27 protein-coding genes and 1 pseudogene are annotated in these 24,246 nt (G+C 63.6%); 7 read left to right on the top strand and 21 right to left on the bottom strand.

Annotated elements, in window-relative coordinates:
* Positions 1-66: 66 nt before the first annotated feature.
* The 3 genes from EJ066_RS14930 to EJ066_RS32595 all read right to left on the bottom strand — a co-directional run bounded on the left by EJ066_RS14930 (position 67) and on the right by EJ066_RS32595 (position 2,126).
* The gene (locus tag EJ066_RS14930; protein WP_126038910.1) at positions 67-621 is read right to left on the bottom strand and encodes a c-type cytochrome; all 555 of its coding nucleotides are present in this window, start codon (positions 619-621) and stop codon (positions 67-69) included.
* Between the two features lie 121 nt (positions 622-742).
* Entirely contained in the window at positions 743-1,768 is a 1,026-nt protein-coding gene (locus EJ066_RS14925; RefSeq protein ID WP_126038908.1) for a methyltransferase, read from the bottom strand.
* Positions 1,769-1,892: 124 nt separating this feature from the next.
* Positions 1,893-2,126: a DUF1127 domain-containing protein gene (locus EJ066_RS32595; RefSeq protein WP_126038905.1), complete on the bottom strand. Its 234-nt coding sequence runs from the start codon at positions 2,124-2,126 to the stop codon at positions 1,893-1,895.
* Positions 2,127-2,349: 223 nt separating this feature from the next.
* On the opposite strand from EJ066_RS32595, the pseudogene EJ066_RS32590 reads away from it, so the two are divergent.
* Both EJ066_RS32590 and EJ066_RS14915 read left to right on the top strand, forming a co-directional pair.
* Positions 2,350-2,520 (top strand): annotated as a pseudogene (locus tag EJ066_RS32590) (GntR family transcriptional regulator); the annotation flags it as partial.
* Between the two features lie 246 nt (positions 2,521-2,766).
* The gene (locus EJ066_RS14915) at positions 2,767-3,798 is read left to right on the top strand and encodes a PLP-dependent aminotransferase family protein (protein ID WP_245455170.1); all 1,032 of its coding nucleotides are present in this window, start codon (positions 2,767-2,769) and stop codon (positions 3,796-3,798) included.
* A 456-nt stretch (positions 3,799-4,254) separates the two neighbouring features.
* Here the strand turns inward: EJ066_RS14915 and EJ066_RS14910 are convergent, their stop codons facing one another.
* From EJ066_RS14910 to EJ066_RS31410, 9 genes are all read right to left on the bottom strand, one after another.
* Positions 4,255-5,211 carry a C-terminal binding protein gene (locus tag EJ066_RS14910; RefSeq protein ID WP_189644495.1) on the bottom strand — a complete coding sequence of 319 codons (957 nt, stop codon included), beginning with the start codon at positions 5,209-5,211 and terminating at the stop codon, positions 4,255-4,257.
* Between the two features lie 16 nt (positions 5,212-5,227).
* Positions 5,228-5,983, bottom strand: a complete 756-nt coding sequence (locus EJ066_RS14905; protein WP_126038895.1) for an aldolase/citrate lyase family protein — start codon at positions 5,981-5,983, stop codon at positions 5,228-5,230.
* Between the two features lie 43 nt (positions 5,984-6,026).
* Entirely contained in the window at positions 6,027-6,746 is a 720-nt protein-coding gene (locus tag EJ066_RS14900) for a hypothetical protein (protein ID WP_245455169.1), read from the bottom strand.
* Between the two features lie 26 nt (positions 6,747-6,772).
* Positions 6,773-8,083 (bottom strand): TRAP transporter large permease subunit, encoded by a 1,311-nt coding sequence (locus EJ066_RS14895; RefSeq protein WP_245455168.1) that lies wholly within the window; start codon positions 8,081-8,083, stop codon positions 6,773-6,775.
* A 3-nt stretch (positions 8,084-8,086) separates the two neighbouring features.
* Positions 8,087-8,599 (bottom strand): TRAP transporter small permease, encoded by a 513-nt coding sequence (locus EJ066_RS14890; RefSeq protein ID WP_126038891.1) that lies wholly within the window; start codon positions 8,597-8,599, stop codon positions 8,087-8,089.
* Between the two features lie 53 nt (positions 8,600-8,652).
* A complete protein-coding gene (gene dctP, locus EJ066_RS14885; protein WP_126038888.1) occupies positions 8,653-9,630 on the bottom strand; it encodes a TRAP transporter substrate-binding protein DctP in 978 nt (325 codons plus the stop codon).
* A gap of 97 nt (positions 9,631-9,727) precedes the next feature.
* A complete protein-coding gene (locus EJ066_RS14880; RefSeq protein ID WP_126038885.1) occupies positions 9,728-10,273 on the bottom strand; it encodes a flavin reductase family protein in 546 nt (181 codons plus the stop codon).
* Complete coding sequence (locus tag EJ066_RS14875) at positions 10,273-11,367, bottom strand: LLM class flavin-dependent oxidoreductase (protein WP_126043895.1); 1,095 nt, start codon at positions 11,365-11,367, stop codon at positions 10,273-10,275. The genes EJ066_RS14880 and EJ066_RS14875 overlap by 1 nt, the downstream gene beginning before the upstream one ends.
* The gene (locus EJ066_RS31410) at positions 11,367-12,083 is read right to left on the bottom strand and encodes a GntR family transcriptional regulator (RefSeq protein WP_189644494.1); all 717 of its coding nucleotides are present in this window, start codon (positions 12,081-12,083) and stop codon (positions 11,367-11,369) included. Before EJ066_RS31410 ends, EJ066_RS14875 begins: the two co-directional genes overlap by 1 nt.
* A gap of 352 nt (positions 12,084-12,435) precedes the next feature.
* On the opposite strand from EJ066_RS31410, the gene EJ066_RS14865 reads away from it, so the two are divergent.
* Together EJ066_RS14865 and EJ066_RS14860 are read left to right on the top strand one after the other, a co-directional pair.
* Complete coding sequence (locus EJ066_RS14865; protein WP_126038880.1) at positions 12,436-12,726, top strand: DUF1778 domain-containing protein; 291 nt, start codon at positions 12,436-12,438, stop codon at positions 12,724-12,726.
* The gene (locus tag EJ066_RS14860; RefSeq protein WP_126038877.1) at positions 12,723-13,229 is read left to right on the top strand and encodes a GNAT family N-acetyltransferase; all 507 of its coding nucleotides are present in this window, start codon (positions 12,723-12,725) and stop codon (positions 13,227-13,229) included. Before EJ066_RS14865 ends, EJ066_RS14860 begins: the two co-directional genes overlap by 4 nt.
* Positions 13,230-13,645: 416 nt before the next feature.
* Here EJ066_RS14860 and EJ066_RS14855 read toward each other — a convergent pair whose 3' ends face one another.
* Together EJ066_RS14855 and EJ066_RS14850 are read right to left on the bottom strand one after the other, a co-directional pair.
* Positions 13,646-14,293, bottom strand: coding sequence for a PQQ-binding-like beta-propeller repeat protein (locus EJ066_RS14855; protein ID WP_126038874.1), 648 nt, complete (start codon positions 14,291-14,293; stop codon positions 13,646-13,648).
* Between the two features lie 9 nt (positions 14,294-14,302).
* Positions 14,303-15,523, bottom strand: a complete 1,221-nt coding sequence (locus EJ066_RS14850) for a helix-turn-helix domain-containing protein (RefSeq protein ID WP_126038870.1) — start codon at positions 15,521-15,523, stop codon at positions 14,303-14,305.
* Positions 15,524-15,662: 139 nt separating this feature from the next.
* Here EJ066_RS14850 and EJ066_RS14845 point away from each other — a divergent pair, with 139 nt between their 5' ends.
* Positions 15,663-15,977, top strand: coding sequence for a hypothetical protein (locus tag EJ066_RS14845; protein ID WP_126038866.1), 315 nt, complete (start codon positions 15,663-15,665; stop codon positions 15,975-15,977).
* A 438-nt stretch (positions 15,978-16,415) separates the two neighbouring features.
* Here EJ066_RS14845 and EJ066_RS14840 read toward each other — a convergent pair whose 3' ends face one another.
* From EJ066_RS14840 to ehuB, 5 genes are read right to left on the bottom strand one after another with little or no spacing between them, the layout of a single operon-like run.
* Positions 16,416-17,147, bottom strand: coding sequence for a GntR family transcriptional regulator (locus EJ066_RS14840; protein ID WP_126038862.1), 732 nt, complete (start codon positions 17,145-17,147; stop codon positions 16,416-16,418).
* Positions 17,144-17,923, bottom strand: coding sequence for an ectoine/hydroxyectoine ABC transporter ATP-binding protein EhuA (gene ehuA / locus EJ066_RS14835; RefSeq protein ID WP_126038859.1), 780 nt, complete (start codon positions 17,921-17,923; stop codon positions 17,144-17,146). The genes EJ066_RS14840 and ehuA overlap by 4 nt, the downstream gene beginning before the upstream one ends.
* The gene (gene ehuD / locus EJ066_RS14830) at positions 17,920-18,579 is read right to left on the bottom strand and encodes an ectoine/hydroxyectoine ABC transporter permease subunit EhuD (RefSeq protein WP_126038857.1); all 660 of its coding nucleotides are present in this window, start codon (positions 18,577-18,579) and stop codon (positions 17,920-17,922) included. The genes ehuA and ehuD overlap by 4 nt, the downstream gene beginning before the upstream one ends.
* Positions 18,576-19,304, bottom strand: a complete 729-nt coding sequence (gene ehuC, locus EJ066_RS14825) for an ectoine/hydroxyectoine ABC transporter permease subunit EhuC (RefSeq protein ID WP_126038854.1) — start codon at positions 19,302-19,304, stop codon at positions 18,576-18,578. Before ehuC ends, ehuD begins: the two co-directional genes overlap by 4 nt.
* A gap of 53 nt (positions 19,305-19,357) precedes the next feature.
* The gene (gene ehuB, locus EJ066_RS14820) at positions 19,358-20,227 is read right to left on the bottom strand and encodes an ectoine/hydroxyectoine ABC transporter substrate-binding protein EhuB (protein ID WP_126038851.1); all 870 of its coding nucleotides are present in this window, start codon (positions 20,225-20,227) and stop codon (positions 19,358-19,360) included.
* Between the two features lie 238 nt (positions 20,228-20,465).
* Here ehuB and EJ066_RS31405 point away from each other — a divergent pair, with 238 nt between their 5' ends.
* Together EJ066_RS31405 and EJ066_RS14815 are read left to right on the top strand one after the other, a co-directional pair.
* Complete coding sequence (locus EJ066_RS31405) at positions 20,466-20,633, top strand: hypothetical protein (protein WP_189644493.1); 168 nt, start codon at positions 20,466-20,468, stop codon at positions 20,631-20,633.
* Positions 20,634-20,727: 94 nt separating this feature from the next.
* Positions 20,728-21,876, top strand: a complete 1,149-nt coding sequence (locus EJ066_RS14815; protein ID WP_126038848.1) for a Xaa-Pro peptidase family protein — start codon at positions 20,728-20,730, stop codon at positions 21,874-21,876.
* A gap of 17 nt (positions 21,877-21,893) precedes the next feature.
* On the opposite strand, the gene EJ066_RS14810 is transcribed toward EJ066_RS14815, so the two are convergent.
* Together EJ066_RS14810 and EJ066_RS14805 are read right to left on the bottom strand one after the other, a co-directional pair.
* Positions 21,894-22,940 carry a phosphotransferase family protein gene (locus tag EJ066_RS14810; protein WP_189644492.1) on the bottom strand — a complete coding sequence of 349 codons (1,047 nt, stop codon included), beginning with the start codon at positions 22,938-22,940 and terminating at the stop codon, positions 21,894-21,896.
* 23 nt (positions 22,941-22,963) lie between these two features.
* Positions 22,964-24,175: an acyl-CoA dehydrogenase family protein gene (locus EJ066_RS14805; RefSeq protein ID WP_126038846.1), complete on the bottom strand. Its 1,212-nt coding sequence runs from the start codon at positions 24,173-24,175 to the stop codon at positions 22,964-22,966.
* Positions 24,176-24,246: the final 71 nt, after the last annotated feature.

Below are 24,246 nucleotides of genomic sequence, written 5' to 3'. Positions count from 1 at the left end.
GTTTGAACGACTCCGCGCAAGTCTTTAGCCGGCAAATTGATGGCGCCGCCCTGCAATGCGCCGGCCCTATTGCTTCGCCGGCGGCACGATCTTCATCACGAACGACGTCGGGGCCTCGCCCGGTTCGAACGGCCCAGGGACCTTGTTGCTCACCGGCGGCAGGCTCTTGAGGTAGGCCCCGATCGCCGCGGCGTCAGCGTCGGTGAGTTTCGCGAATGCGGCCCACGGCATGCTCGGAGCAAGCGTGCGTCCGTCGGGGCGCTTGCCTGTCCGGATCGCCGTGACGATATCAAGCTCGCTCCAGCGCCCGAGACCCGTCGCTTCGTCGGGCGTGAGGTTGGGGCCGTAGAAGACCCCGAGCCCCGGGACCTCGAAGCCGACGTCGGAGCCGCCGAGGTGACGCGTCATGTCCGGCTTGCCGAGGAAATGTCCCGGCGTGTGGCAATCGGTGCAGCTCGCGATGGTCGCCAGGTATTTCCCCCGTTCGACCAGCTCGCGGTCGGCCGCGCCGGCAGGCGGCGATCCGATCACCGCCAACGCCGTGAATGCCGCCGGCAACACCCGCCCGGCCGCCTGCGACGCCACGCGCGCTGCGGCAGATCCGAAGTCGTGAATGCTCATGCTTTCCTCCCCTTGGCTCTAAAGCAGACACTCGTGGGCTGTCCCACCAATGTCTGCTTAGATTCCCTTGTTTATCGCAGGTTCTGATCGCAAAACCGTGGGACACTTTTGCGGAACCTGCTTAGGGCTTGCGGCCGATCACGGCGCCGTTCGCGGCGGGTGCGTCGAACCAGACCGTCTCGATGCGCCGGAATCCGGCTCCCTCGAGCCACGCCGAATATTCGGCCGGCGTGTAGTTTCGCCCTTCCGTCTCGATCAGCATGTTGAGGCTCATCAGCGCGGCCGGCGCCGGCCCGGTCTTTTCGTCATTGACGAGAAGCTCGCTGATGACGACTGCGCCGCCGCTCGGCAAAGCCTCGAAGGACCGGCTGAGCAGGGCGCGGTTCTTCGCCTCGTCCCAATCGTGCAGGATCATCGACAGGAGATGCACGTCGTGATCTTTCGGAAGCTGCTCGAAGAAGCTGCCGCCGGCGGTCTCGATGCGGTCGGCCAAGCCGGCCTCGTTGACTTTTCCCGCGGCGATCGCGGCCACATGCGGCAGATCAAACACGGTCGCGCGCAACTCGCCATACTGTTTGCAAAGCTCGATGTCGTACGCGCCCGATCCGCCGCCGATGTCCAGGAGGCGGCGGAAATGGCTGAGGTCCACGGCTTCGCCGAGCTTGCGCGCGGTCATCGTGGAGAGCGAATGCATCGCCTCCCAGAAGAGTGCCAGCATCGTCGGATCCTCGCCGTCGAATATCGAGGATTGCACTGCCGGGTCCCACGTGGTTGGCCGGTTCGTGCGCAGCGCTTCGGCAAGTTTGCCCCAGCCCGCATAGAGCCGCTTGTCGGCCATCTGCACGAAGCCACCGAAGTAATACGGCTTGCCCTTCACGAGATAGGCTTCGCTTAACGGCGTATTGCGATAACGGCCATCCGTTTTCTCCAGAAGCCCGAGTGCAGCGCAGCCGGTCAACAGCATCTCGGACGGGCGTGGATGCAGACCGAGCGCTTCCGCCAGCCCGGCAGCCGTCGTGCCGGCGCCGCCCGCAAGGCGGCTGAAGAGGTCCAACTCGTGCGCCGCGGCCAGAGTCTTGAAGGCCCAGAAACCGGTCGAAAGCGCCATCAGCGGGACGGCGGAAGGAAGCTCCTGGGTGCGCATCATTTCACTCCTCTCATGACGGACGGACCGCGCGGGTTCCAAGCCCGCTGAATCTCAGCAGGCCAGGTTACGGGGTGATTTCGGGATTCGGACAATCGGTTACAGCTGAAACGGACCGGCGGTCGGCTTACCTCATCGATATCAAGTTCGTGATTAAACCTGCCTTGACTTCAAGCACCGGCGCGGGGGCCTCGGTAAGACCGATGTCCCTCAATTGCTCGGGGGGCAAATCCGCGATTGCCCGACGTCTTGAGACGGTCTGTTGCCAAGTCTTGAGGGCGTCGATTGTGGTCTTCAACCCAAATCCAAGAAGTAGTCGCACTTTCGACGAGTGATCGATGTGAGTTTTCGTGCGAGGCATTTCAGCCTCCTTCTTCCAGCCATCCGCTCCTGCCCTTGCCGCCGAGGCATTGGATTGTAAGGAGACTACAGGACTGATAGAAGTGCCAATTCATGCATTCTTGGCCAGTCCAATTCTGTTGGTATCGGGAACCCTGCCAGGCCCAGGCAGCGCAACAGGCAGGAGGACCGGTCAAAGTGCCAAACTCTTGTGTTTCTGTCAGACCAATTCTAACTACTGAACCATGACGGACTTTCACATAAGCCTGGTCGGGCGCAAGGACCTGACCGGCGAGATTTATCGTCAGATCCGGCGCGCCGTTCTGGATCGGCGGCTGCGGCCAGGCGACCCGCTGCCGCCCGGCCGCGAACTGGCGAGGGCTCTGGCGGTGTCGCGTGCCACCGTGACGGTTGCTTATGAGCGGCTCGCCGCGGAAGGGTTCGTGAGGTCCCGGCAGGGATCCGGGACATTCGTCAGCGAATTGGACGCACCGGCCAGGCGCGAAAAGCCAAGACACCGATCCACTGGCGCGCTCCAGCCGCGCCAGATCTGGCAATCGATAGTGCTTCCCCCGATCGTGTTCGACAAGCCGCCGCAGTTCGACTTTCGCTCTGGGCTTTGCGATGCTTCGCTGTTTCCGCACAGGTCATGGCGGCGGTCGGTGACCTGGGCGCTGCGTTCGGACGAAACGGCTGCCGGCACTTATGAGCACCCCGCCGGGCGCCACGATCTCAGGGTGGCAATCGCCCGGCATATAGGCATCTCTCGAGGGGTCAGGGCTTCAGCGGACGACATCATTATTACGAACGGTACGCAGCAGGCTCTCGATATCCTGGCACGCGTCCTGCTGGCATCGGGCGACGGAATTGCCGTCGAAGATCCGGGATACGGCCCTCCGAGGCAGTTGTTCAAGGCGTTGGGCCTTCGCGTGGTCGGCGTACCGGTGGATCGCCAGGGGCTGGTCGTTGATGCGCTGCCGCGCGGAATCCGAGCCGTGTATGTCACGCCCTCTCATCAATATCCGCTTTCCGTAACGATGACGCTGCCGCGCCGGCAGGCGCTTCTGGCATGGGCCGAGCAAAACAACGCCGCCATCATCGAAGACGACTACGACAGCGAGTTCCGGTTCGGTGGCCGTCCCCTCGAGCCGTTGCAGACGCTCGACGCAAAGGGCCGGGTCGTCTACGTCGGCTCCTTCTCAAAGACGATGCTGCCGACGCTTCGGCTGGGCTTCCTGGTGACGCCGCCATCGCTGCGAGCGGCCCTGCACAAAGCGAAATTCGTCAGCGACTGGCATTCATCGACCCTTACGCAAGCGGCACTCGCGCGTTTCCTGGATGAGGGCGCTTTTGCACGTCACGTCCGCCGGGTGAGCGCAGTCTACCGGGAACGGCACAAGATCCTCGCGGACGCCATCACCCGTGATTTTGCCGAGCATCTCGAGCTCATCCCGTCGACATCGGGGCTCCATCTCACCGCTCTGGCCCGGAGAATGTCGGCGGACCGGATCGCCGAGATCGCCCGCCGTGCTGCCGACCGCGGCGTCGCCATCCAGGTCCTGTCACGATTCGCCGTGAGCGCGATCCCACGAGCCGGGATTATGCTGGGGTATGGTGCCATCCCCACGGCCCACATCGAAGAAGGGCTGCATTTGGTCCGTGCCTGTTTCGACAGTGGACCGCAGTGCCTGTGAGGGATGGCGCGCCGAGCCCCCTGAAACAAAACCCGCCTCGGCGGCAGGTCGTTGGCGCAAATCAGCACTGTGAATAAATTCCTAGCATAACTGCCGTCACCTGTCAAGTTGAAACCACCCGTGGTTGCGAGGCAATCACTCCAGGTTTGCGCTGCCCTTTGCCCTGCAAGCGCCGGTTTGCAGGACTTGGGTTCCTCGCCCCCGTGGAGCGGGGGAGAGGTGGCCCGGCGAAGCCGGGACGGAGAGGGGGACGACATTCGCGAAGCCAGAACCCGTGAGGAACGGGGCGCGAGCATGATAAGGAAGTCCATCGGGAGCCTTGAACATTCCCAGCCGCCGCGAAGGCCCCCTCTCCGTCCCGGCTTCGCCGGGCCACCTCTCCCCACTTCGTGGGGCGAGGAACCCAAGTTCTGCGGAGGCAGGCGGATGAGGGGCGGCGCCGCCTTCGAGAATTGGTCACACCCGGTTGACCGGATAGACCGGCTTGCCGCCGCGCAGGACCGATGCGACATCGGCAAACACCTTGTTGCGAACCTCGGCGTAGGACTGGGTCGAGTAGTGCGCCGCGTGTGGACTGACCAGGACGCTGTCCAGCGCCAGCAGCGGATTGTCGGGCGAAGGCGGCTCCTGCTCGAACGTGTCGATGCCGGCGCCCGCCAGATGGCGACGCCGGATCAAATCCGCCAACGCGACCTCGTCGACAAGGCCGCCACGCGACACGTTGATAAGGATTGCCCCTTCCTTCATGCGCGACAGGGTTTTGGCCGACATGATGTTTCTGGTCTCCGGCGTCGCGGGAACGTGCAGTGAGACGATGTCTGCCCTGGCAAGCAGCTCGTCGAAACCGACCGGTTCCGCGCCGCCCGCCGCAATGCGCTCCGCCGGCATATGCGGGTCGTAGGCGATGATATGAAAGCCGAAGACCCGCGCCCGCTCGGCAGTCAGGCGTCCGATCTGGCCGAAGCCGATCAGCCCGAAGACCTGCCTGTCGGGCCGCGTAATGCCGGCGCCGTCAGCCATTGCAGCCCAGCGGCCGGCACGAACTGCGCTGTCGAACTGTTTCAGCCTGCGCGTCAGGGCCAGGATTAGCGCCATGGCATGCGTGCTGACCTCCACCAGATTGGCGTCCGGCACGTAGGTTATCTGAACACCGGCACGGCTGGCGGCCTCGACGTCGATCGAGTCGAGGCCTACGCCGAACCGCCCGATAACCTTGAGCTTCTTCAACTCGGCCAGAACGCGGGCCGTGATCGGCTCCCGCAAGATCATCAGCGCATCGGCGTCGCGGCACTGTTCGATCAGGGCGTCCTCCGTGAGGAGCGTCTTTTCGACGAACTCGGCGTTCAGGCCGTCGAGGTAGCGCAACTGCTCTGCCTCGACTGACAACACGCCGTCGGTCTTGATTATCTTCATGTCGAACTCTTGGCTATCAGGCGCTGCGCGCGGAGGCGGCCCCGGCGGCAAGGCCGGCGCCGAGGAACATCGTATCGCTGGCCAGCATGTAGAAGCTGATGCCGTGCTTCGACCATTTGCCGACATCGTCCGCCGAAGGGCGAAAGATGCCGACGGCCTTGCCGGCCGCGCGCGCCGCGGCCGCGATCCTGACGATCGCAGCATTGAGCTTGTCCTGGCCGGCCGGCCCCATGGCGTCGATCGACACGGACAGGTCGCCGGGGCCAATGAAGATCACGTCGACGCCGTCAACCCTCACAATGTCGTCGATGTTGGCGAGGCCCTCGGCCGTCTCGACCTGGATCGCAATCGTCAGGGTCTCGTTGGCGGATTTGAGGTAATCCGGAATCCTGTAGCCATAGCCGGCGGCGCGGCCCGGACCGACGCCGCGTGCGCCGGCAGGCGGGTAACGGCTGGCCATGACCACCATGCGCGCCTGCTCGGCCGTCGAGATGCGCGGCACCAGGACGCCTGACGCGCCAGCGTCGAGCGCGGCCGCGATCCACTCCGGCGTGTGGCCCGGCACGCGCACCATCGCAGGAACCCTGTGGACATCGGCGGCGCGGACCAGATCCTCGATCCGTTCGCGGCCAATCTGCGAATGCTCCCAGTCGATGCACAGGAAATCGACGCCGCTGGCGGCCGTCACCTCGACCGCCACCGGATGCGGGATGGCGCAGAAGGTGCCGATAAGGCGGTCGAGAGAGGTACATTTTCTTCGAAAGTCGTACATGAAATCTCCAAAGGTTTTTCGGTGTCGGCGAAAACTGTTCGCGCTACTTGGCGGCGGCCCTCGGCAAAGGATGCACGGCTTCCGTCGACATCGGGAAATGCCGGCTGCCGCCTGAAAAGGGCGGGAAGGTCTGGTAGTCGGCGCGCATCTCCAGCCGCGCCGGCGATTGCAGCGCGTGCGTCAGCGCCGCGGGACCGTCGAACATGACCCGGTTGCGCTGCATATGGTCGACCCGCGGCCAAGGCAGCGAGCCGCACCAATCCAGCCGCGACAGAACCTCGATGTGGCGAATGCCGGGGAAACCCCGCATCAATTGCGGATGATGCGTCACGTAGTGGTAGAGCCAGCCATTCATGTCTTCGGCCGGCCCGGGGTAGTGGACAAGGTAACTGCAGGGGAGCCCAGACGTCTTGACGCCGGCATCGTCGACGGGAAACGGACGCACGCACATTGCCTGCTGCGTCGGCCTCGACCCGGCGATGCTCGACAGTACGCCCGGTGCGGCAAGTGCCTGCAAATGGCCGGACGGTGCGAGCGCCGCCTCCATGTCCGTCAGCTCGTCGAAATAGAGCTGGAAGCCAAAGACCGGCGGTGGGCCGTCCTTGTTGAACATGTCCGTCGCCACTTCGGGCAGATAGATGTTTGCAAGCGCAAGGCCCGGCGTTGCCGCGAGCACGCGCCTCACAGCGTCAACGTCTTCACGGGCGATGGCCAGGTTTGCCTGGCGGTCGTCGTGGAAGAAAGCGAGATAGGCAAAGCGCATGTGAACACCTGCAGGATCGGGTTCGGCTAGATCAAGTTCGGAAGAAAGAGGGCGATTTGCGGAAACAGGACAATCAGCAGGATCAGCAGGAGGGTCAGGCCGATATAGGGCGCCGCCGACAGTGCAACCGTCTTGAGCGACGTGCCTTTCGGCGCAACGCCGAGCATGATGAACAGCAGCAGACCAAACGGCGGCGTGGTGAAGCCGACCTCGTAGGCGAGCAGCAGGATCAGCCCGAACCACACGGGATCGTAGCCGAATTGCTGGGCTATCGGCAGGAAGATCGGCAGCGTGATCAGCATCATCGAGACCTGATCCATGAACATGCCGAGCAGCAGGACGACGAGCACCATCAGGAGCAGCATGGAGTACGGTCCAAAATCGTAGCCCACGATGAACTGGATGAAGCCGCTCGACGCGCCGGAGAAGGCGAATATCTGCGAGAACGTTGTCGAAGCCGAGATGATGAGGAAGGTCATACCCGTGACCTTCATCGCGTCGTCCAGCGACTTCCAGACGACCGACCAGCTGAACCTCCGGTAGGCGAGCAGCAACGCGACGACGGCGGCACATCCGAGCCCCGCCGACTCCGTCGGTGTCGCTATGCCAAGGATGATCGTGCCCACCACCATGAACACGATGACGCTCATCGGAATGATGTTGACCGCAACTGCCCTCACCTTCTCGGCCGCACGAACGGCTGGCACCGGATAGTGCGGAGCAGCGTCCGGGTCGATCTTCGTCTGTGCGAAGATCAGGGTCGCATACATGACAACGAGAAGCAGTCCAGGCAGAGCACCGGCGATGAGCAGCGCGCCAACGTCGATCTGGGCCAGCGAGCCGAGCAGGACCGCCAGCGAGGATGGCGGGATGATGACGGCAAGGCTTCCGGCGCCAAGCACCGGCCCGTAGGCCATGTGCGGCTTGTAGCCCCGCTTCAGCATCTCGGGCACCATCAGCGAGCCCATCATGCCGGTATTGGCGAGGCTCGAACCTGACAGGGCGGAAAAGATCGTGCCGGCGGCGAGGACGACATAGGCGAGACGTCCCCGCAGATTGCCGATGCACAGGTCGAGCGCGTAGATGACTTTCTCGCCGAGGCCCGAGCGGAAGAACAGGCTGCCCATGACGAGAAACATCGGCAGAGGGGCCAGCGCATAGGTCGAGACAGCGTCGGAGAAGTTGGCGACCATCTGCGTCACGCCGATCGAACCGCCGAAGAACAGGTACAGCCCGATCACATTGGTGACGAAGAACGCGAAGGCGACCGGCAGCCCAAGGCCCATCAACACAAGGATGGCGCCGACAAGCACGGCGAATGGAAACAGCCAGGCCACCGGTCAGAGCCCTTCCATTTCCAAGGGATCGAGCGTGTACAGCGTGTCATGGCCGAGCAGGTATCTGAGCCATTCCAGCGCCGAGAGGTAGAAGGCGAGCGCGATGGGCAGAAAGACCAGCCATTTCGGCATGTCGAAGCTGCGCGTCTCGTAGTCGCCGCCCGACACGGCGCCTATCAGGGAAGCGAGTGCGACGCTGCCAAGGTAGAGGCAGACGCCAGTGCAGGCGAGATAGACCAGCTTTTCAAGGACCGCCCGAGCCCGCACCGGCAGCGCCTTGCGCAGGAACTCGACGAAGACATGGCCCTTGCTGTGGACCAGCCAGGGCATCGGCAGAAATGCCGCGTAGAGCAGACCGTATTCCGTCGCTGACACCGCCCAGGCAAGCGGTCTCAGGCCCAGGTTGCGGACGCACACATCAGCGACCACCGCTACAATGATGAGGCCAAGCACCACCTTCGCCGCCGCTGCCAGCGCAAGGCTCAGCTTCCCGATCGCTGCAAACAACTTCTCCATGACGGCCCCTCGTGCCACCTGGGAGAGGGCGCGCAAGGCGCCCTCCCGTCGGGCTATTGAAAGAACTTCTTCAGCTGTTCGATGTTGGTGGGATCGCGTTTGGTCATTCTCGCCCAGCTCGCCTGCGCGGCAGCCGCCAGGAATTTGTCGCGGCCGGCGCCGGTCAAGCTGATCACCTTCTGCCCGCCGTCGATCATCGCCTGTGCCTGCTTTTCAGACTCGGCAAGGTTGGCATCGTAGCTCGCGCGCTCGTATTCGACGGCCGTATCGGCAAGCAGCTTCTGTGCCTCGGGCGACAACGCGTCCCATTTCGCCTTGTTGATCGAGACCAGCACATCGGTTTTGAAGAATTGCGGATCGACGCGGTATTTGGTGAACTTGTCCCAGCCGAAGGACGCATAGCCGAACACCGTGTAGGCGTTGGCATTGACGACGCCGCGCTCGAGCGAGGTGTAGACGTCTCCCGGCGCTTGCACGATGACGGTTGCGCCCAAGGCTTCGAGGAAATCGCGATAGAGCGGCGACGAGCGGATCTTCAGGCTGCTCCAGTCGATGCTGCCCTCATCATCGAGCTTGGGTTCGTCGATGGTGAAGATGTTGAAGCCCGAGCCCGCGTCGACATGCGCCAGCAGGTGGACATTGGCCTTCTTCTCGAAAATTCCGCTAATGAAATCCCAGCCGCCGTTCTCGCGAACCTCCCAAGGCGTCTTCGTCGAGGCGGAGAAAACCTCGCCTTCCGGAACGAGTTCCAGGAACTGACCTGCCGGTGTGTCGATCAGGTCGATCAGGCCGCTCTTGAGCGCCGCGCCCTGCTGAATCGGCGGAATGACCTCCGGCCCGCCGCGCACATTGATCTGAACAACGCCCTTGCCTTTTTCGTTCACCTTCTGAACGAACTTCAGGAAACTCTGTGCGTAGCCGTTCTGCGTCGGCGTAAAATGCACGGCGTTGAGGACAACCTCCTCGGCCGTGGCGATACCCGCTACACCCGACATGAGTGCAGCCAGAACAAGGGATTTCCAAATGCGCATTGCCGTACTCCCTCTGATAGATCAGTTCGCCCATGATTTGGGCCTATGATCGGGCCGATCTGAATTGCGTCGCTGCGCCGCCATGTGAACGGCAGTTTTAGTTGGCATCATCTCCTACTGTCAGGAACCGCCCATGCGCGTAGAAGACCGGCGATCGGTCAGCGCGGTCCAGCGCGACCCCCGAGACGATGCCGATCACGATCATGTGCGATGCCCGCGCGATGATTTCGGCCACCCGGCACTCGAACGTCGCCCGCGCGCCGACAAGCAAGGGCGCGCCGGTTTCGCCGCGCACCCATGACCCGGACGAGAACCGCGCGACGCCCTTGGCTTTGGTCATGCCGCCGAAGGCACGCGCAACATTCTCCTGGTCGCCGGCAGGAAGATTGACGGAAAAGGGCAAGCCTTCGCGAATGGCCAAGCCGAAGGTGCTGCTTCGGTTGACGCAGGCCAGCAGCGAAGGCGGCTCGGCGCTGAATGAGCAGACCGCCGTCGCCGTGATTCCGCAAAAGCCGATCTCGCCGTGCTCCGACGCGAGGATGGCGACCGACCCCGCCACGGCCCGCATCGCCTGCTTGAAGGCACGCGGATCGATGGCGTCGTGCCCATGCACCCAAGTCGTCGGACTGGCAGCCGCCGGCATCAATTTACTCGAAGTCCGGCTTGGCGCATCAGCGGCAGCACGCGATCACAGAAGAAGGGCAATTCGTAGGTGTAGTTGACGAATGTGAGAGCGGCGCCGGAATAACCCTGATCCATGATCTTGGTGAGATCGTCGACGATCTTTTCCGGCGTGCCGATGAGCGGGAACGTCCCAGCACCGCCGGCGAACCTTTGCCGATATTCGGTGAAGGCCTTTGCGTCATGCGAGTTGGCGAATTCCTTCTTCTTGCGCATATGCTCGTCGACGGCGCCCTCGTCCGCGCATTCCAGCGCGTAGTGCCGGTAATAGTCCTCGGCTTCCTGCTGGGTCTCCCGGCAGACGACGTGGCATACGGTGTAGACGCCGACTTCGCGTCCGACCTCAGCGGCGCGGTTGGTGATGTCGACCACATGCGCGCGGCCATCGGCAATTTCGGAAAAAGTCGAAAACAAATAGTCGCAGTGGCGCGCCGCATAATTGCGCCCCGGTGCGCCGAAGGCGGCGTTCATGGTCACCGGGCGTGGCGCCTGCAGGCTTGGCGGACGGCTGACGACCGCCTTCAGATCATAGAACTCGCCGGCGAAATCGAACGGCTCCCTGGATTGGTAGGCACGCTCGATAATGTTGATCCATTCCTCGGCCTGATCGTAGGTCCGCTCGCCGACCGTCTGCCCGAACATGGCGAACTCGTCTGGGTTCCAGCCGCAGACGATGTTCAAACCGGCACGCCCGTTGGAGATGTGGTCGACCGTTGCCAGCGCCTTTGCAGCCTGCAGCGGATGAACCAGCGGCACATGCACCGTCATGAACAGACCGATGTTCTCCGTGGCGACGGCAAGACCCGCCGCCCAGGTGAAAGTCTCGAACGACCATTCGCGCACATGCGTCAAACCGCCAAAGCCGCGCCAGCGCGCGATCGGCAGCAGAAACTCCAGGCCGGCGCGATCGGCGATGCCGGCGGAATTGAGGTTGTCTTCCCAGCGGGCGCGCCAACGCTCGGGAACGGTGGTCATCGCCAGGCCGCCATCGGCGTTCATCGAGAAGACGCCGAGCTTGAACCTGTTCGGCCCCTTCAGCGGATGCTGCTTTCTGATCATGATTTTCCCTGCAGCGGGATGCTCTCACCCTCATCGTTGGAATGTTGAAACGGTGGGCTCAGCTTCATGAACCGCTCCTCGGCGTTCTGGATGAAGTGCGTCATGCGATCGTAGGCCGCGACAGCGTCGCGCTTGACGAACGCCTCGTAGATTGCGCGCATGCCGGCCACGATGACGGCCTGCGTCGGCTGGTGCGACAGCGTCCTTAACCGGACGACGAGCACGTGGTCGGCGAACCGGGCAATTGTCTGTGAAAGGCGATCGTTCTCGACGGCGCCGAGCCAGCAATTCCTGAATGCCGAATTGGCCTGGAAAAAGCGGTCGGCATCGCCGGCGGCGGCCGCTCTCTCCGCCTCCTGAAGCGCGGCCGCCAGCGTCTTGAGGCCGGTGGCGTCAAGCGTGCGTGCGGCGTGCGCGGCGGCCCGCGGCTCGAGCAGGCGGCGCACCTCGAAAATGTCGGCGACATCCGTCGCGGTCAGCGTGGGCAGTGTGAAGCCGCGTGTCGTGCCGACGAGATAGCCTTCATGCACCAGTTGCATCAACGCATCGCGGACAGGCATTCTGGAAATGCCGAGCTGGGCGGCAATATCGACATCGACGAGCTTCCGGCCAGGCGCCAGTTCGCCGCGCTGTATCGTCAGGCGGATCTGCTGATAGACCTGGGCACGCAGGTTGCCCTCGCCAACCCGTTTGAACTCGATCGGTTCCGTCATCCACGCCCTTCCCATGCGAAGATTTCGTATATGATTGCGGCTGTGTTCTTGCGGTTGTCCCGTTTGAAATGCAGCCCCATGTCGATGGAATTCGACCTGTCGACTATGTTCCCGGCACAAATGGAGCATAGGCTGGATCGTCTGGCAAGATATTTTAAGTCTATAATGTATACTGTTTGAATTCGCGAGCCGGACGGCGGCAAGCCACGACCGGAGAGGAGGATGGGGCAGAAGTCGACCGTTGATCCCACCGCGGCTAGCCGCCGCGAGCCTGTGTTTGCCCGACGAGTTAGGATCGCACCCTTGAATGATACGGCATCTTGCCGTATATGATACGGAAAGGAGTAAACCAATGCCTAAGCCCCTTGCCGAAACCGAGACCGCCCGGCTCGAAGCGCGCATCCCGGTTCAGGTCTATGACCAGATGCAGCGCGCCGCCCGCCTGCGCGGCATGACCCTGACCGGTTATCTCATCGCCACCGCAGGCGAAGACGCACGGCGCGTTGTCGAGGATGCCGAGATCATGCGCCTCGCGCGCGCGGATCAAATCCGCTTCGCCGAGGCGCTGATCGAGCCGCCCAGACCGAATGCGCGGCTGGCCCGCGCCGCAAAGCGGCACGCCGAACTGATCGAGCGTCGGTGAGTGCCCGCTTCATCATCGAGCCGCTGGAGAAGAAACACAGGCGAACGGACTTCTCCTGCGGCAACGACCGGATCGACAGCTATTTCCGCGAGGTTGTGTCGCAGGACGTGAAGCGCAAATACGCGACCTGCTTCGTTGCCAGGGAAATCGCGACCGACCGGGTAGCCGGCTTTTACACCCTGTCCTCCAGCAACGTGCCTCTGAACGAGGTTCCCGAGCCGCTGGCGAAGAAGCTGCCGCGCTACCCTTCCGTTTCGGCCGTCCTGATCGGCTGGCTTGGCCGGCATAGTGACCATGCCGGCCAGGGGCTCGGCGAAGCCTTGCTGTTCGACGCCATCAAGACCATAGAAACCTCGCCCATTGGGGCGCACGCCATCTTTGCCGACGCCATCGACGACAAGGCCGCATCGTTCTACGCGGCCTTTGGTTTCGTGCCCTTGGTCGAAAGGCCGCGCACGCTCTATCTGCCGGTGGCGACAGCGTTGAGCCTGTTGTCAACATGAACAGGTCATGCCAGATCACGCTCCGCCTGCCTCCCGCGGCCGTGCGCCTGTCTTTGCGCGCTGCAGTGCGAAGCGGGTTCTGGCGTAGAGAAAGGCTGTTCGCTCCGAAGCCTTGCGGGCGATTCCGGGACAATGTCCCGTCCAAATCACCCGCGTCCACTTATAACATCCGCGCAGCTTGAAGGGCTGCTGGGTTACCCGGCCGTTTTCCCGGCCGACCGCCCAAGCACGACCTTTCGATCTGGATCGTCACCGACGAACATGTTCCTGTTACGGAAGCCGAGGTGGCAGTGTTCGAGGCGTGGTTCGGCGACCTCTTCGACGAACTCCACCACGTCGATGGGCGCTTGATCCGCCGGCGACCCAGGAGGACCGGCTCGTCAAGGTGGGAAGCGCGCCCGTGAGGGCCGCTTCGGTTACTTGCTCGTGGCTCGCCTGGGCCGGCGGACGGCTCTCACCTTGCCGCTGTTTCCACCGCCGCAGAAGAACTGATCGCCGCCGTCGGACTCGAGCCCTGACACGCCTGTTCCAGGCGGCATCTCGAGCTTCTCCAGGACCTTTCCCGTTTCAGGATCTATTCGCCTGACGTCGCTCTCGTCACCTTCCCAGGTACCGTGCCAGAGCTCGCCATCGATCCAGGTGACGCCGGTGACGACGCGGTTGCTCTCAATGGTGCGAAGAACTGCCCCGGTCTGGGGATCGATTTGATGGATCTTGCGGCCGCGATGCTGCCCCACCCAGAGCGTCCCTTCGGCCCATGCGAGCCCGGAGTCGCCGCCGCCGCCAGGCGCCGGGATCGTGGCCAGCACTTGGCCGGTCTTCGGATCGATCTTCTGGATGCGATCTTCGGCGATCTGATAAAGGTGCTGACCGTCGAAGGCCGTTCCTGCGTGGGCGGCGACATCGATCGAGCGCACCACGTTCCCGCTCGCAGGATCTAAGGCATTCACTCTGTCTCCGGACGCGAACCACACGTGCTCGCCGTCGAACGTAACCCCATTCACCTGGTCAGCACCCGGAAAGGGGCCATATTCGCGGAGGACTTCGGCTGCAGATCGTTTCATGTTTCTATCCTAGTAACCCGGCAGCGGACCTGGGAGTAACAAGATTGTCGGGAATCCCGGCACCGGCGGGGTCATCCAACGACGCGCTCGCCCGCGACCATAAAACTGCACCTTGCCTGCTGCGGCAAGCTGCTCAAGCGCCCGCTGCACGGTGCGCGGGCTGGTGCCGAGCGCAATCGCGAGCGCCGAGCTCGACCACGACTCGCCGTCGGCAAGGAAGGCGAGCACCGCCGCATGCCGCTCGTCGACGGGCGGTGCCAGCACGACGACCTCGCGTGCGCGGCGCGGCTTAAGCGCAAAGCCTCGCTTCGTCGCGCTCACCCCAACCAGCGACCGCAGCTCCACGCGAAGCCGCCCGGCTTCGACCCGCAACCGGGCGCGATGCGATTCATCGGCGTGCTTGCCGCCGAAGGCGCGGGCGACGAGCGTGCTCCTCGGCACGTCCGCGGGCCAGGCTTCGCCCAGCGCGCGGGCAAGCGCGAACAAGACCGGGCGCGTCGCGAGCGAGACGACCGTGCCCGCGACCCGCACGACATTGCGGCACGCATCCACGACGAGCGCCCCTGAGGCCAGCAGTGCTTCTACCTCCTCGAGCAGAAGTGGGCGCTCCTCGCCGCGCGCGATCAGGCGCGCCGCGGGCGTGTTCATCACGAGGGATGCGCTTTCAACCTCGGCTGTCAGCGCGGGGATATGGGCGTCACGCGCGGCGTGCTCGGCCCGAGCGAGCGCAGCGCGCGCCGCTTTCGTCTGGAGACGGCGCATCGCTACGCTCGCGACCGCCAGTTCGTGGGCGGCCCTCGACGCGGGCGGGAGTGGTGTTGGGTCGAATCCGGCGAGCATGCGCTCGGCCTCGTCGAGGCGGCCGATCAGGAGCAGGCGCCGGACCTCGAGATTGCGCGCATGCGCGGCATTTATGCGGTCGCCGTGCTTCTCAAGCGTCGCCCGCGCAGCATCGAGTGTCTTCGCCGGCCAGGTTAGGTCACGCGAGACCAGTGCAATTTCGGCTTCGGCCACGATACACCTCGCACGGGCCACGGCCTCTTTCGGGCCGAATGCGCGCGCCGCACTCTTGAGGAGAGCCTTTGCTCGAACGAGATCGCCGAGCTGCGCCATCGCGATGCCCCGCAGCGCGAGCGCAGGCGCATCGTCACGCAGGGCGACCCGCTTCAAAGCGCCGAGGGGATCACCTGCCGCGAGTGCGCGCGCAGCAGCGGTGATCAGCGAGTCCATCGGAATCCCGTCACACTTGTCACTCTCACCATTCGATATCCGGTCCTAGTCTATCTCAGGGTTAACAGCCAGCGCACCGTATCGAAACGACACGTTTCGAAACGGTGCGAACGACACGGGACAAGAAGGGAGAAGAGCGATGACAGGCGATTTCCCCGGGAGGTCCGGCACGATGATTGCTGCTCGGCACGAAACTGCGGCTGCCTGTGCCGGAAGCGGCAACGCGGCCACGCTCGGCACCACCGACTGGTTGTCCCTGGCGGCCGCGCCGACCTTTGCAATCATGGCGCTGCTGACGCTTCTTAGCGGAGCGCCGGACGTGATCTGCTCGGCGGCGCAAGATATGTCACCGCTGAGCGGAATGGTCGTGATGTACTTGCTGATGAGCGCCTTCCATCTGGCGCCTTGGCTGAAGCTGATCGCCGGCCGGCGAGGTGTTTTCCGCCGGCCGTGATCCGGTGTTCAAATGCTGGCGATTAGCCATAGGTCACCACGCCTTCGTCATCCTGGGGCGAAGCGAACGCGGAGCGGAGCGCAGACCCCGGGATCCATGCCGTTACATCAGCCGAAGAATGCAGCGGTTCAGAACGATGCTTGCATCCGCAACGGTGCTCGTCACCCTTCAACTCAACCGGGACCGCGAGGCTAGCGTTCGGTCCCTAGCCGCTGGAGCACTGCCGCCAGGTAACGGCATGGATCCTGGGGTCTGCGCCGCGTCGCTTCGCTCCTTGCTCCGCCCCAGGATGACGAGGGAGTGGTGTTTCGGCCAATCCTAGAGGTTTGCGATTTGCCACTGACAGGAATTGTCGACGGTCGCTGCCGATCGGCCCCGGCCTGTCAAAATCACTGTGTCGAGGAACGTCTAGGCGAAAGAGGGATTTTAGAACGCAAACTACCGAGTTCCATCGGACGTGCCGGCCTCGCCTGCATGGCGCATCATGCGGCGGAAGCTCATCGAGATATGAGCTCGCCTTATGTGCCCGATGGACTCCCAGTCGCCGATCTCGGCGGCGGCAAGCACATCTTCCATTTCGCGGCGGAACGCAGTGTACTCCTCGACAAGGCCCAACTGCGGCATCATCTTCAGGACGACGCGCGCGACTTGAACATACAGGCGCTCGCTGATCTCGCGCAGCGGCTGGTTGCCGGTCATTGCCGTGAGCTCGTAGAAAAAATCCATGTTGAGGCGCAGGAAAGCGCGCTGATCGGGATTGCGCATATCGGAATCGCAGCGCGCGATGAGCGCCCTGATCCGGTCGAGGTCGTCCACCGTGCGCGGGATCGGCGAAAGCTTGCCGACGAGGAGCGCCAGTTCCAGGCGCAAGTGATAGACCTGCTGCAATTCCTCGATGTCGACGTCGGTGACGATCGTGCCGACACCATGAACGGATTGAACCAGACCCTCGGATTCGAGGCGCGCCAGGACACGCCGAACCGGCGTGCGGCTGATCTGGAATTCCTGGGCAAGTTCTTCCTCGGAGAGATGGCTGCCCGGCGCGTAGTCGAGCAGGCAGATGCGGTCGCGCAGTATCCGGTAGATACGCTCGAACCGCTCCCGCGCCGAGAGCGGGCGCGGCGGCGCGGCGGTCACAGCCATGGGCGTGGCATCTGTCTCAAGCGTCATCCAGCCTCCAGGACAGCATGCAGGAACTGCTGCGTCCGCTCATTCTTGGGGGCGCCGAACAGCTCGCTTGGCGGTCCCTGTTCGCAGATCTTACCCGCGTGGAAAAAGCAGACGCGATCGGAGAACTCCCTGGCAAACCCCATCTGGTGGGTGACCATCAGCATGGTGAGGTCATGTTCCCTACCGAGTTTTCGGATGACTTCAAGCACTTCGCCGACGAGTTCGGGGTCGAGTGCCGAGGTCACTTCGTCGAACAGCATGATCTTGGGCCGCATGGCGCAAGCGCGGGCGATGGCGACGCGCTGCTGCTGACCGCCGGAGAGCTGCGAGGGATAGTGGTCCTTCTTCTCCGACAGGCCGACCATGTCGAGCAGCTCGGCCGCACGCGCCTCGGCATCAGCCCGCTTCATGCCGAGCACGGTAATCGGCGCCTCGATGCAGTTCTGCATCGCCGTCATGTGCGGGAACAGGTTGAACGACTGGAACACCATGCCGATCTTGGCGCGAATCTTGCGGATGTGTGCGAGATCGGCGGGAACAAGCTTGCCGTTCCTCTCCATGTGGGTGAGCGGCTCGCCTTCGACCCAGATGACGCCGTCATTGATCGTCTCCAGCGTCATCAGCATGCGCAGCACTGTCGTCTTGCCGGAACCCGACGGGCCGATGATCGAGACCTTTTCGCCGCGTGCTATTTCCAGATTGAGCCCGTCGAGAACAGTCAGCGCGCCGTAGCGCTTCGAAACATTGTCGAAGCGGACCATCGGTTGTTCCGTCATCGCATGGTCCTCCGGTTGAGCACGCGTTCGAGCGTGCGGATGAGCGCGGCCGAAACCAGGCTCATGGCAAGGAAGAACAGGCCGACCAGCGTCATCGGTTCGGTGTAGCGGAAGGTATCGGAGCCGATGATCTTGGCGGTCTGCATCAGTTCCATCACGGCGATCGCGGAAAGCAATGGCGTCTCCTTGAACAAGGCGACCAGATAGTTGCCGAGCGCTGGAACGATCGGCGGAATCGCCTGCGGGATGATGATGTCGCGAAACGTCGTCCAGGACGACAAATTGAGCGCGATCGAGGCTTCCCACTGGCCGCGATGGATGTTGTCGAAACCGGCGCGATAGACCTCGGAACAATAGGCGGCATAGTGGATGCCGATGGCAAGCACCCCGGCGGTGAAGGCGTCGAGCACGAGGCCGAACTTCGGGAAGACGAAATAGAGGAAGAATATCTGGATCAGCAGCGGGGTCGAACGGATCAGTTCCACCAGCACCGAAATCGTCCAGCCGGTCCACGGCACGGCTATGCGCACGACAGCCAGCACCAAGCCAAGCGAGGCGGCAAGCGCAAAGCCGATCAGCGTCGCCTCGATGGAGACGATGGCGGCGCTGGCGAGCACCGGCAGGATTTCCAAGGCGAAGGCCCAATCCCAGATCATTCTGCCCTCCCCCGCGCCAGCCCGAGCGAAGCCCGCCTTTCGAGAAGCCGCATGCCGATGGTGAGAACCAGCGACATTGCCAGGTACATCAGCAGGACGAGGGTGAAAATCGGGATGGTCTTGAACGTGTTCTGGTTCATCTGCTGCGCCTTGAAGGCGAGGTCCGAAAGCGTGATCAGCGAGACCAGCGCTGTCGACTTCAAAAGCTCGATGAACAGATTGCCCCAGGGCGGGATCATGGCGACGAATGCCTGCGGCAGGATGATCCGGCGCAACATCTGGACGCGGCTCATGTTCAATGCGGTGCACGCCTCCCACTGTCCGCGGGCGACGGACTGGATCGCGCCGCGCACGACTTCCGATCCGTATGCGCCAACGTTCAGGCCGAGCGCCAGAACGGCAACCACAAACGCGTCGAGCGAGACACCGAATTGCGGCAGCACGAAAAACAGCCAGAACAATTGCACCAGCGCCGACGTGCCGCGGAAGATCTCGACATAGACCGTGGCCAGCCATCTGAGCGGCGCCGAGCCGTACATTCTTGCAAGTGCTGCCAGCACACCCATGACAATCGCCAGCAGGCTGCCGAGGATGGCGATCTCGATGGTCAGGACCGCGCCTTGCAGCAGCCCCGGCAGAAACAGGCTATAGGCTTCCTGCGTCGCCAAGGCGGCGATCACGCCAAGCGCGACGACCAGCATGGTGACAAGCGTACGGATTCCCATGCGATTCCCCTAGAAAAAAGGGCGGCGCTTTCGCGCCGCCAGCAGTTGGGAACCTACTCGCCCGCGCAAAGCTGCGCGGTGGTCTTGTTGGGGAGATAGTCCTTGCCGAACCCAAGCGGCTCGACCAGCGCGATGTGCTCCGGCGAGCCGAGGAACGTCTTCAGCTCGGCGTTGAACGCTTCCTGCAGATCGGTATCTTCCTTGCGGAAGCCGAAGCCGCCATGGCCTTTCACCGACTTGCCGGCAACCTCGCCGAAGGGCGTGGTCGATTCGACGCCGTCGGCCTTCTTGGCCATGTCGGCGATCGAAAGGGCGGTCAGCGCGGCAGCATCGGCGCGGCCAGCCTGAACGGCGGCGACAAGGCTGGACTGGTCGGGCAAAGCGACAATCTGCCCTTGGGCGACGCCCGCGTCCTTGGCATAGCCGCCCTCGACGGCGCCGGCCATCACGGCGAGCTTGAGATCCGGATTGTCCTTGATGCTGGAATAGTCCTTCACGCCCTTCGGATTGCCCTTTGCCACCAGCATGGCCTGACCGATGCCGTAGGACGGCTCGGAGAAATTGATCTCGGCACAGCGCTTCGGATTGATGAACATGCCGGCGGCGATGATGTCGAAGCGGCCGGCCTTGAGACCCGGAATAAGCGAACCGAATTCGGTCAGCACGCCGTCAACCTGCGCGATACCCATCTTGGCGAGCACCGCCTTGGCGACTTCCGGCGCCTCGCCGGTCAGCTTGCCGTCAGGCGTGGCGAAGCCGAACGGCGCCTCGTTGGCGAAGCCGACGCGGATGTAACCGTCCTTCTTGGCCTGTTCGAAGGTGGTTTGCGCATGAGCGGGCAACGAAGCCAACGACGTGGCGGCGAGCGCGAGGCTGGCGGCGGCCTTTACAACCATCCGGCGCGATATCGATGATTTGAGCATGCTTTTCTCCCATTGAACAACTGATGAATGGTTCCCAGGATGCGGCCTTCTTCGAGATCGGCACCCGCTTGCTAAGACGTATACAACTGCTCTAGACTCTGTGCAAGAGAAGATATAAATACTATGGAAATTCGGCGATACTTCGCAGTTGCACGACAAACTATTGTCCAGTTGTGCACAATATAGGCAACTTGCCCGCTGCGAAGGTCGAACAGCGCATCCGCAAGGCAGGATTTCGGTGGCGAGGGCGAACGGTTTCGGGTCATTCACGCAAGCGGAGTATGCGCGGCGCCTGGCCGGCGTCCGGCTCGACGACTTCGGCACCATCTCGGAATCCTTCATCGTCACGGATCGCGGCGGCGAACACCTCTGCGACGTGGCGCACGAACTCATCGTCATCGGCTGACCCATGACTGACGAGAAGCCGCGACGGATGGGAAGCCGGAACTGACGAAAGATCGTGCCGGCGACGAAGCCGGCGACCAGCACGAGGACGCCTGATGGACCGTAATCCGTTTTCCGAAGCCGAAATCGCCGGCCGCCTTGTCAGGGTTCGCGCGGCGCTGGCCGAGCGCGCGCTCGACGCGGCGGTCTTTGCTTCGCCGGAGAACGTCTTCTACCTCACCGGGCTCGATCACTGGGGATATTTTGCCCCTCACCTGCTGATCGTCCCGCTCGAAGGAAAACCTGTTCTGGTCACCCGTTCGATGGAAAAGGTGACGATCGAGAAACAGGTGACCGCAGCGGAGTTCCGCGGCCATTCCGACAGCGAAACGGCGGCCGACCTTGCCGCGCGGGTGTTTGCGGAACTCAGCCTGTCCGGCAAGCGGATAGGCCTCGAATACTGGACGGCCGGGCTCAGCCATGGGCTTGCCGGCGCACTCCAGACGCAGGCCGACGCCAGATGGAGCGATGTTTCCGGCCTGGTCGACAAGATGCGGCTGGTGAAGAGCGCCGAGGAACAGGCGCTGATGCGTCGGGCGGCACAAGTGACCGACGCCGCCGCCGGCGCCGCGATCGCGGCGATCGCCGACGGCGCCGCCGAGCAGGAGGTCGCCGCCCAATGTGTTGCGGCGATGATCCGCGCCGGCGGTCATGCTCCGGGCTTCGGCCCGTTCATCCGCCCGGCCGCGCGCCTGGGCGAAGAGCACACGACGTGGGGCGACGGCATCTACCGCAAGGGCGAGCCGGTCTTCGTCGAATTGTCAGGCTGCATCTCGCGTTACCACGCGCCGCTTGGCCGGCTCGTTCGCATCGGCTTTATCAGCGACGACGATGCCGCGATGGCGGAAGTGACCGCCAAGGCGTTCAACGCGGTCGTCGAGGCGCTGCGGCCCGGCGTCAAGGCGCGCGACGTCTACGCCGCCTGGCAGGCCGTCGCCGACGAGGCCGGTCTTTCTCACTATCGCCGCCATCACTGCGGCTACCTGGTCGGCGCCGGCCAGCCGCCATCTTGGACCGGCGGCAATTCGGTGACGGGCTTGAGGCACGATTCCGACCTCGAGATCGAGACCGGGATGAGCTTTCACATCCTGTCGTGGCTGATGGGCACCGGTCGCGGCGACGACTTCGTCTCCAACACCGTACTTCTGACCGATGCCGGCGCCGAGGTGCTCACCCGCACGCCGGCCGGCCCGATCGTTCGATAGGCCCGCAGCACGGCGCGCTACTCGGCCTTTTCGATTTTCCACGGCCTTGCCCCGTCGATGATCTCTTGAGCGCGTACAGCAAAGCGGCCGGCGAGAGGCGACTTGCTGGCGGCATCGGCCGACGCTGCGCTGCCTGCCCGCGCCCGGTCGGCGATGCCGACGAAGATCACCGCGAAACGGAACAGCGAAAAAACCAGGTGGAAGCGCTCCAGCGGCGCAGTGGGCACGGCATGCGCGAAATAATGGTCGAGGAATTCGCGCTGGCTGGGGATGCCGAGTGCGGCATGATCGAGGCCGAGGATGCCGCCATACTCGTCCGGGGCCGAATGCCAGGTCATCGAGCAAAAGCCGAGATCGGCGAGCGGATGGCCGACCGTCGACAGTTCCCAGTCGAGAATGCCGATCACCTCCGGCTTCCCGGGATGGAACAGCAGATTTCCGAGGCGGAAGTCGCCATGGGCGATCGACACGCGTCCATCATCCGGGGGCACATGCCGCGGCAGCCAGTCGGCGATCGCTTCGAGCGCCGGAATTCTGTCGCTCGGCGATTCCCTGAGCTGCCTGGTCCAGCGGCCGATCTGGCGCTCGAAATAGTTGCCGGGCCGCCCATAGTCGCCGAGGCCAACCTCGTCGGGACGGACGGCATGCAATTTGGCCATCGCTTCGGCCATGCCGAAATAGATGGCGCGTCGCTCCTGGGGCGAAAGACCGGGCAGCGAGCAGTCGTGGAAGACGCGACCATCCAGCCGCTCCATCAGGTAGAAGGGCGTGCCGAGCGGCTCGGCACCGTCGTGATAGAGCACCGGCCCGGGCACCGGGACATTGGTCGGCGCGAGCGCTTCAAGCACGCGGAACTCGCGGTCGACGGCATGCGCCCCGCGCAGGATCGGCCCGGCCGGCTTCTTGCGCAGCACCATGCGATGCGCGCCATAGTCGACGAAGTAGGTGGGGTTGGACTGTCCGCCGCCGATCCGCTCGAGCGTCATTGCGGCATCGCCGAAGCGGCTCGCGAGAAAGCCCTTCAATGCCGCAGGGTCGAAATCCGCATTCAACGGCTGCGCCATCTTTTCCTCCCGGATGCGCGCGCTTATGCCTCGCCTTCGACAGTCCAGCGCCAGAAGCCGCCCTCTTCCTCGTCGAGGAAACGGTTCAGCACCATCTTGTGGACCTCATCGGCACCGTCGACGAGCCGCGCCTGGCGCGCATAGCGATAAATCCATTCGAGCACCGTATCCTTGGAATAGCCACGCGCGCCATTGATCTGGATCGCCACATCGGCCGCGTCATGCAGCACATTGGCGACCTGGACCTTGGCCATCGACACTTCCTTGCGGGCAAAGCCGCCGCGGTCCAGTTCCCACGCAGCCTTCATCACCAGGATGCGGCCGATCTCGATGCGCATGGCGAGGTCGCCGAGCTTCAGCTGGACGCTTTCGCGGTCGGCGAGGCGCTGACCGAAACCGTAGCGCTCGGCCGCGTAGGCGCGCGCGATCTCGACGCAGCGCTTGGACAATCCGAGCCAGCGCATGCAGTGGGTAAGCCGCGCCGGACCGAGCCGCACCTGCGTCACCTTCATGCCCCTGCCCTCGCCGGCCAGCATGTCTTCGACAGGGATTTCGAGCCCATCGAATTCCAGCTCGCAATGCCCGCCATGCTCCTCCGGACCCATGATCTCGATGCGGCGCACGATGCGCCAGCCCGGCTGGTCCTTGTGGAACATCAGGGCCGACAGGCCATGGCGCGGATCGTCCGAGGTTCGCGCGATCAGAATGAAATGGCTGGCCTCCTCCGCGCCGGTGATGAACCATTTGCGGCCGGTCACGACATATTTGTCGCCGCGCCGCTTCGCACGCGTCATGATCATCGAAGGGTCCGAGCCGCCGCCGGGGTGCGGTTCGGTCATGGCAAAGGCCGAGCGCACCTTGCCCTCGACGATCGGCTTCAGCCATTTTTCCTTTTGCGCCGGCGTGCCGAGCGCCTCCAGAACCATCATGTTGCCATCGTCGGGCGCTGCCGAATTGAACACCACGGGTCCGAAGATCGACCGGTTCATCTCCTCGTAGCAGACCGCCATGTCGATCTTGCCGAGACCGGCGCCGCCGGTTTCGGACTTGAGTTGCAGGCACCACAGGCCCGCCATCCGCGCCTTGGCGCGGAGCCCCTCCAGCAGCGGCAAGGCGATATTTCCATGCGCGTCATAGGATGCCTTGTCGGCCTCGAGCGGCAGGATCTCACGCTCGACGAAGTCGGCAATGCGGACACGGTAATCTTCGGTGCGGGCGGGAATGTCGAAATTCATGGAAAACCTCACAGCGATGAAACGAGGTGGCCGCCATCGACCCATGCGCATTATGCCGATATCGGCATAAC

The sequence above is a fragment of the Mesorhizobium sp. M9A.F.Ca.ET.002.03.1.2 genome (assembly GCF_003952365.1).
Lineage (GTDB): Bacteria > Pseudomonadota > Alphaproteobacteria > Rhizobiales > Rhizobiaceae > Mesorhizobium.
The sequence above is the reverse complement of the archived record's forward strand: the minus strand, read 5'-3'. Positions and strand labels throughout refer to the sequence as shown.

Coding starts and splice junctions, on each gene's coding strand:
- EJ066_RS14930 (WP_126038910.1), bottom strand. CDS start 621: ATGAGCATTCACGACTTCGGATCTGCCGCAGCGCGCGTGGCGTCGCAG.
- EJ066_RS14925 (WP_126038908.1), bottom strand. CDS start 1,768: ATGATGCGCACCCAGGAGCTTCCTTCCGCCGTCCCGCTGATGGCGCTT.
- EJ066_RS32595 (WP_126038905.1), bottom strand. CDS start 2,126: ATGCCTCGCACGAAAACTCACATCGATCACTCGTCGAAAGTGCGACTA.
- EJ066_RS14910 (WP_189644495.1), bottom strand. CDS start 5,211: ATGAAGATAATCAAGACCGACGGCGTGTTGTCAGTCGAGGCAGAGCAG.
- EJ066_RS14905 (WP_126038895.1), bottom strand. CDS start 5,983: ATGTACGACTTTCGAAGAAAATGTACCTCTCTCGACCGCCTTATCGGC.
- EJ066_RS14900 (WP_245455169.1), bottom strand. CDS start 6,746: ATGCGCTTTGCCTATCTCGCTTTCTTCCACGACGACCGCCAGGCAAAC.
- EJ066_RS14890 (WP_126038891.1), bottom strand. CDS start 8,599: ATGGAGAAGTTGTTTGCAGCGATCGGGAAGCTGAGCCTTGCGCTGGCA.
- dctP (WP_126038888.1), bottom strand. CDS start 9,630: ATGCGCATTTGGAAATCCCTTGTTCTGGCTGCACTCATGTCGGGTGTA.
- EJ066_RS14880 (WP_126038885.1), bottom strand. CDS start 10,273: ATGCCGGCGGCTGCCAGTCCGACGACTTGGGTGCATGGGCACGACGCC.
- EJ066_RS31410 (WP_189644494.1), bottom strand. CDS start 12,083: ATGACGGAACCGATCGAGTTCAAACGGGTTGGCGAGGGCAACCTGCGT.
- EJ066_RS14865 (WP_126038880.1), top strand. CDS start 12,436: ATGCCTAAGCCCCTTGCCGAAACCGAGACCGCCCGGCTCGAAGCGCGC.
- EJ066_RS14855 (WP_126038874.1), bottom strand. CDS start 14,293: ATGAAACGATCTGCAGCCGAAGTCCTCCGCGAATATGGCCCCTTTCCG.
- EJ066_RS14850 (WP_126038870.1), bottom strand. CDS start 15,523: ATGGACTCGCTGATCACCGCTGCTGCGCGCGCACTCGCGGCAGGTGAT.
- EJ066_RS14845 (WP_126038866.1), top strand. CDS start 15,663: ATGACAGGCGATTTCCCCGGGAGGTCCGGCACGATGATTGCTGCTCGG.
- EJ066_RS14840 (WP_126038862.1), bottom strand. CDS start 17,147: ATGACGCTTGAGACAGATGCCACGCCCATGGCTGTGACCGCCGCGCCG.
- ehuA (WP_126038859.1), bottom strand. CDS start 17,923: ATGACGGAACAACCGATGGTCCGCTTCGACAATGTTTCGAAGCGCTAC.
- ehuD (WP_126038857.1), bottom strand. CDS start 18,579: ATGATCTGGGATTGGGCCTTCGCCTTGGAAATCCTGCCGGTGCTCGCC.
- ehuC (WP_126038854.1), bottom strand. CDS start 19,304: ATGGGAATCCGTACGCTTGTCACCATGCTGGTCGTCGCGCTTGGCGTG.
- ehuB (WP_126038851.1), bottom strand. CDS start 20,227: ATGCTCAAATCATCGATATCGCGCCGGATGGTTGTAAAGGCCGCCGCC.
- EJ066_RS14815 (WP_126038848.1), top strand. CDS start 20,728: ATGGACCGTAATCCGTTTTCCGAAGCCGAAATCGCCGGCCGCCTTGTC.
- EJ066_RS14810 (WP_189644492.1), bottom strand. CDS start 22,940: ATGGCGCAGCCGTTGAATGCGGATTTCGACCCTGCGGCATTGAAGGGC.
- EJ066_RS14805 (WP_126038846.1), bottom strand. CDS start 24,175: ATGAATTTCGACATTCCCGCCCGCACCGAAGATTACCGTGTCCGCATT.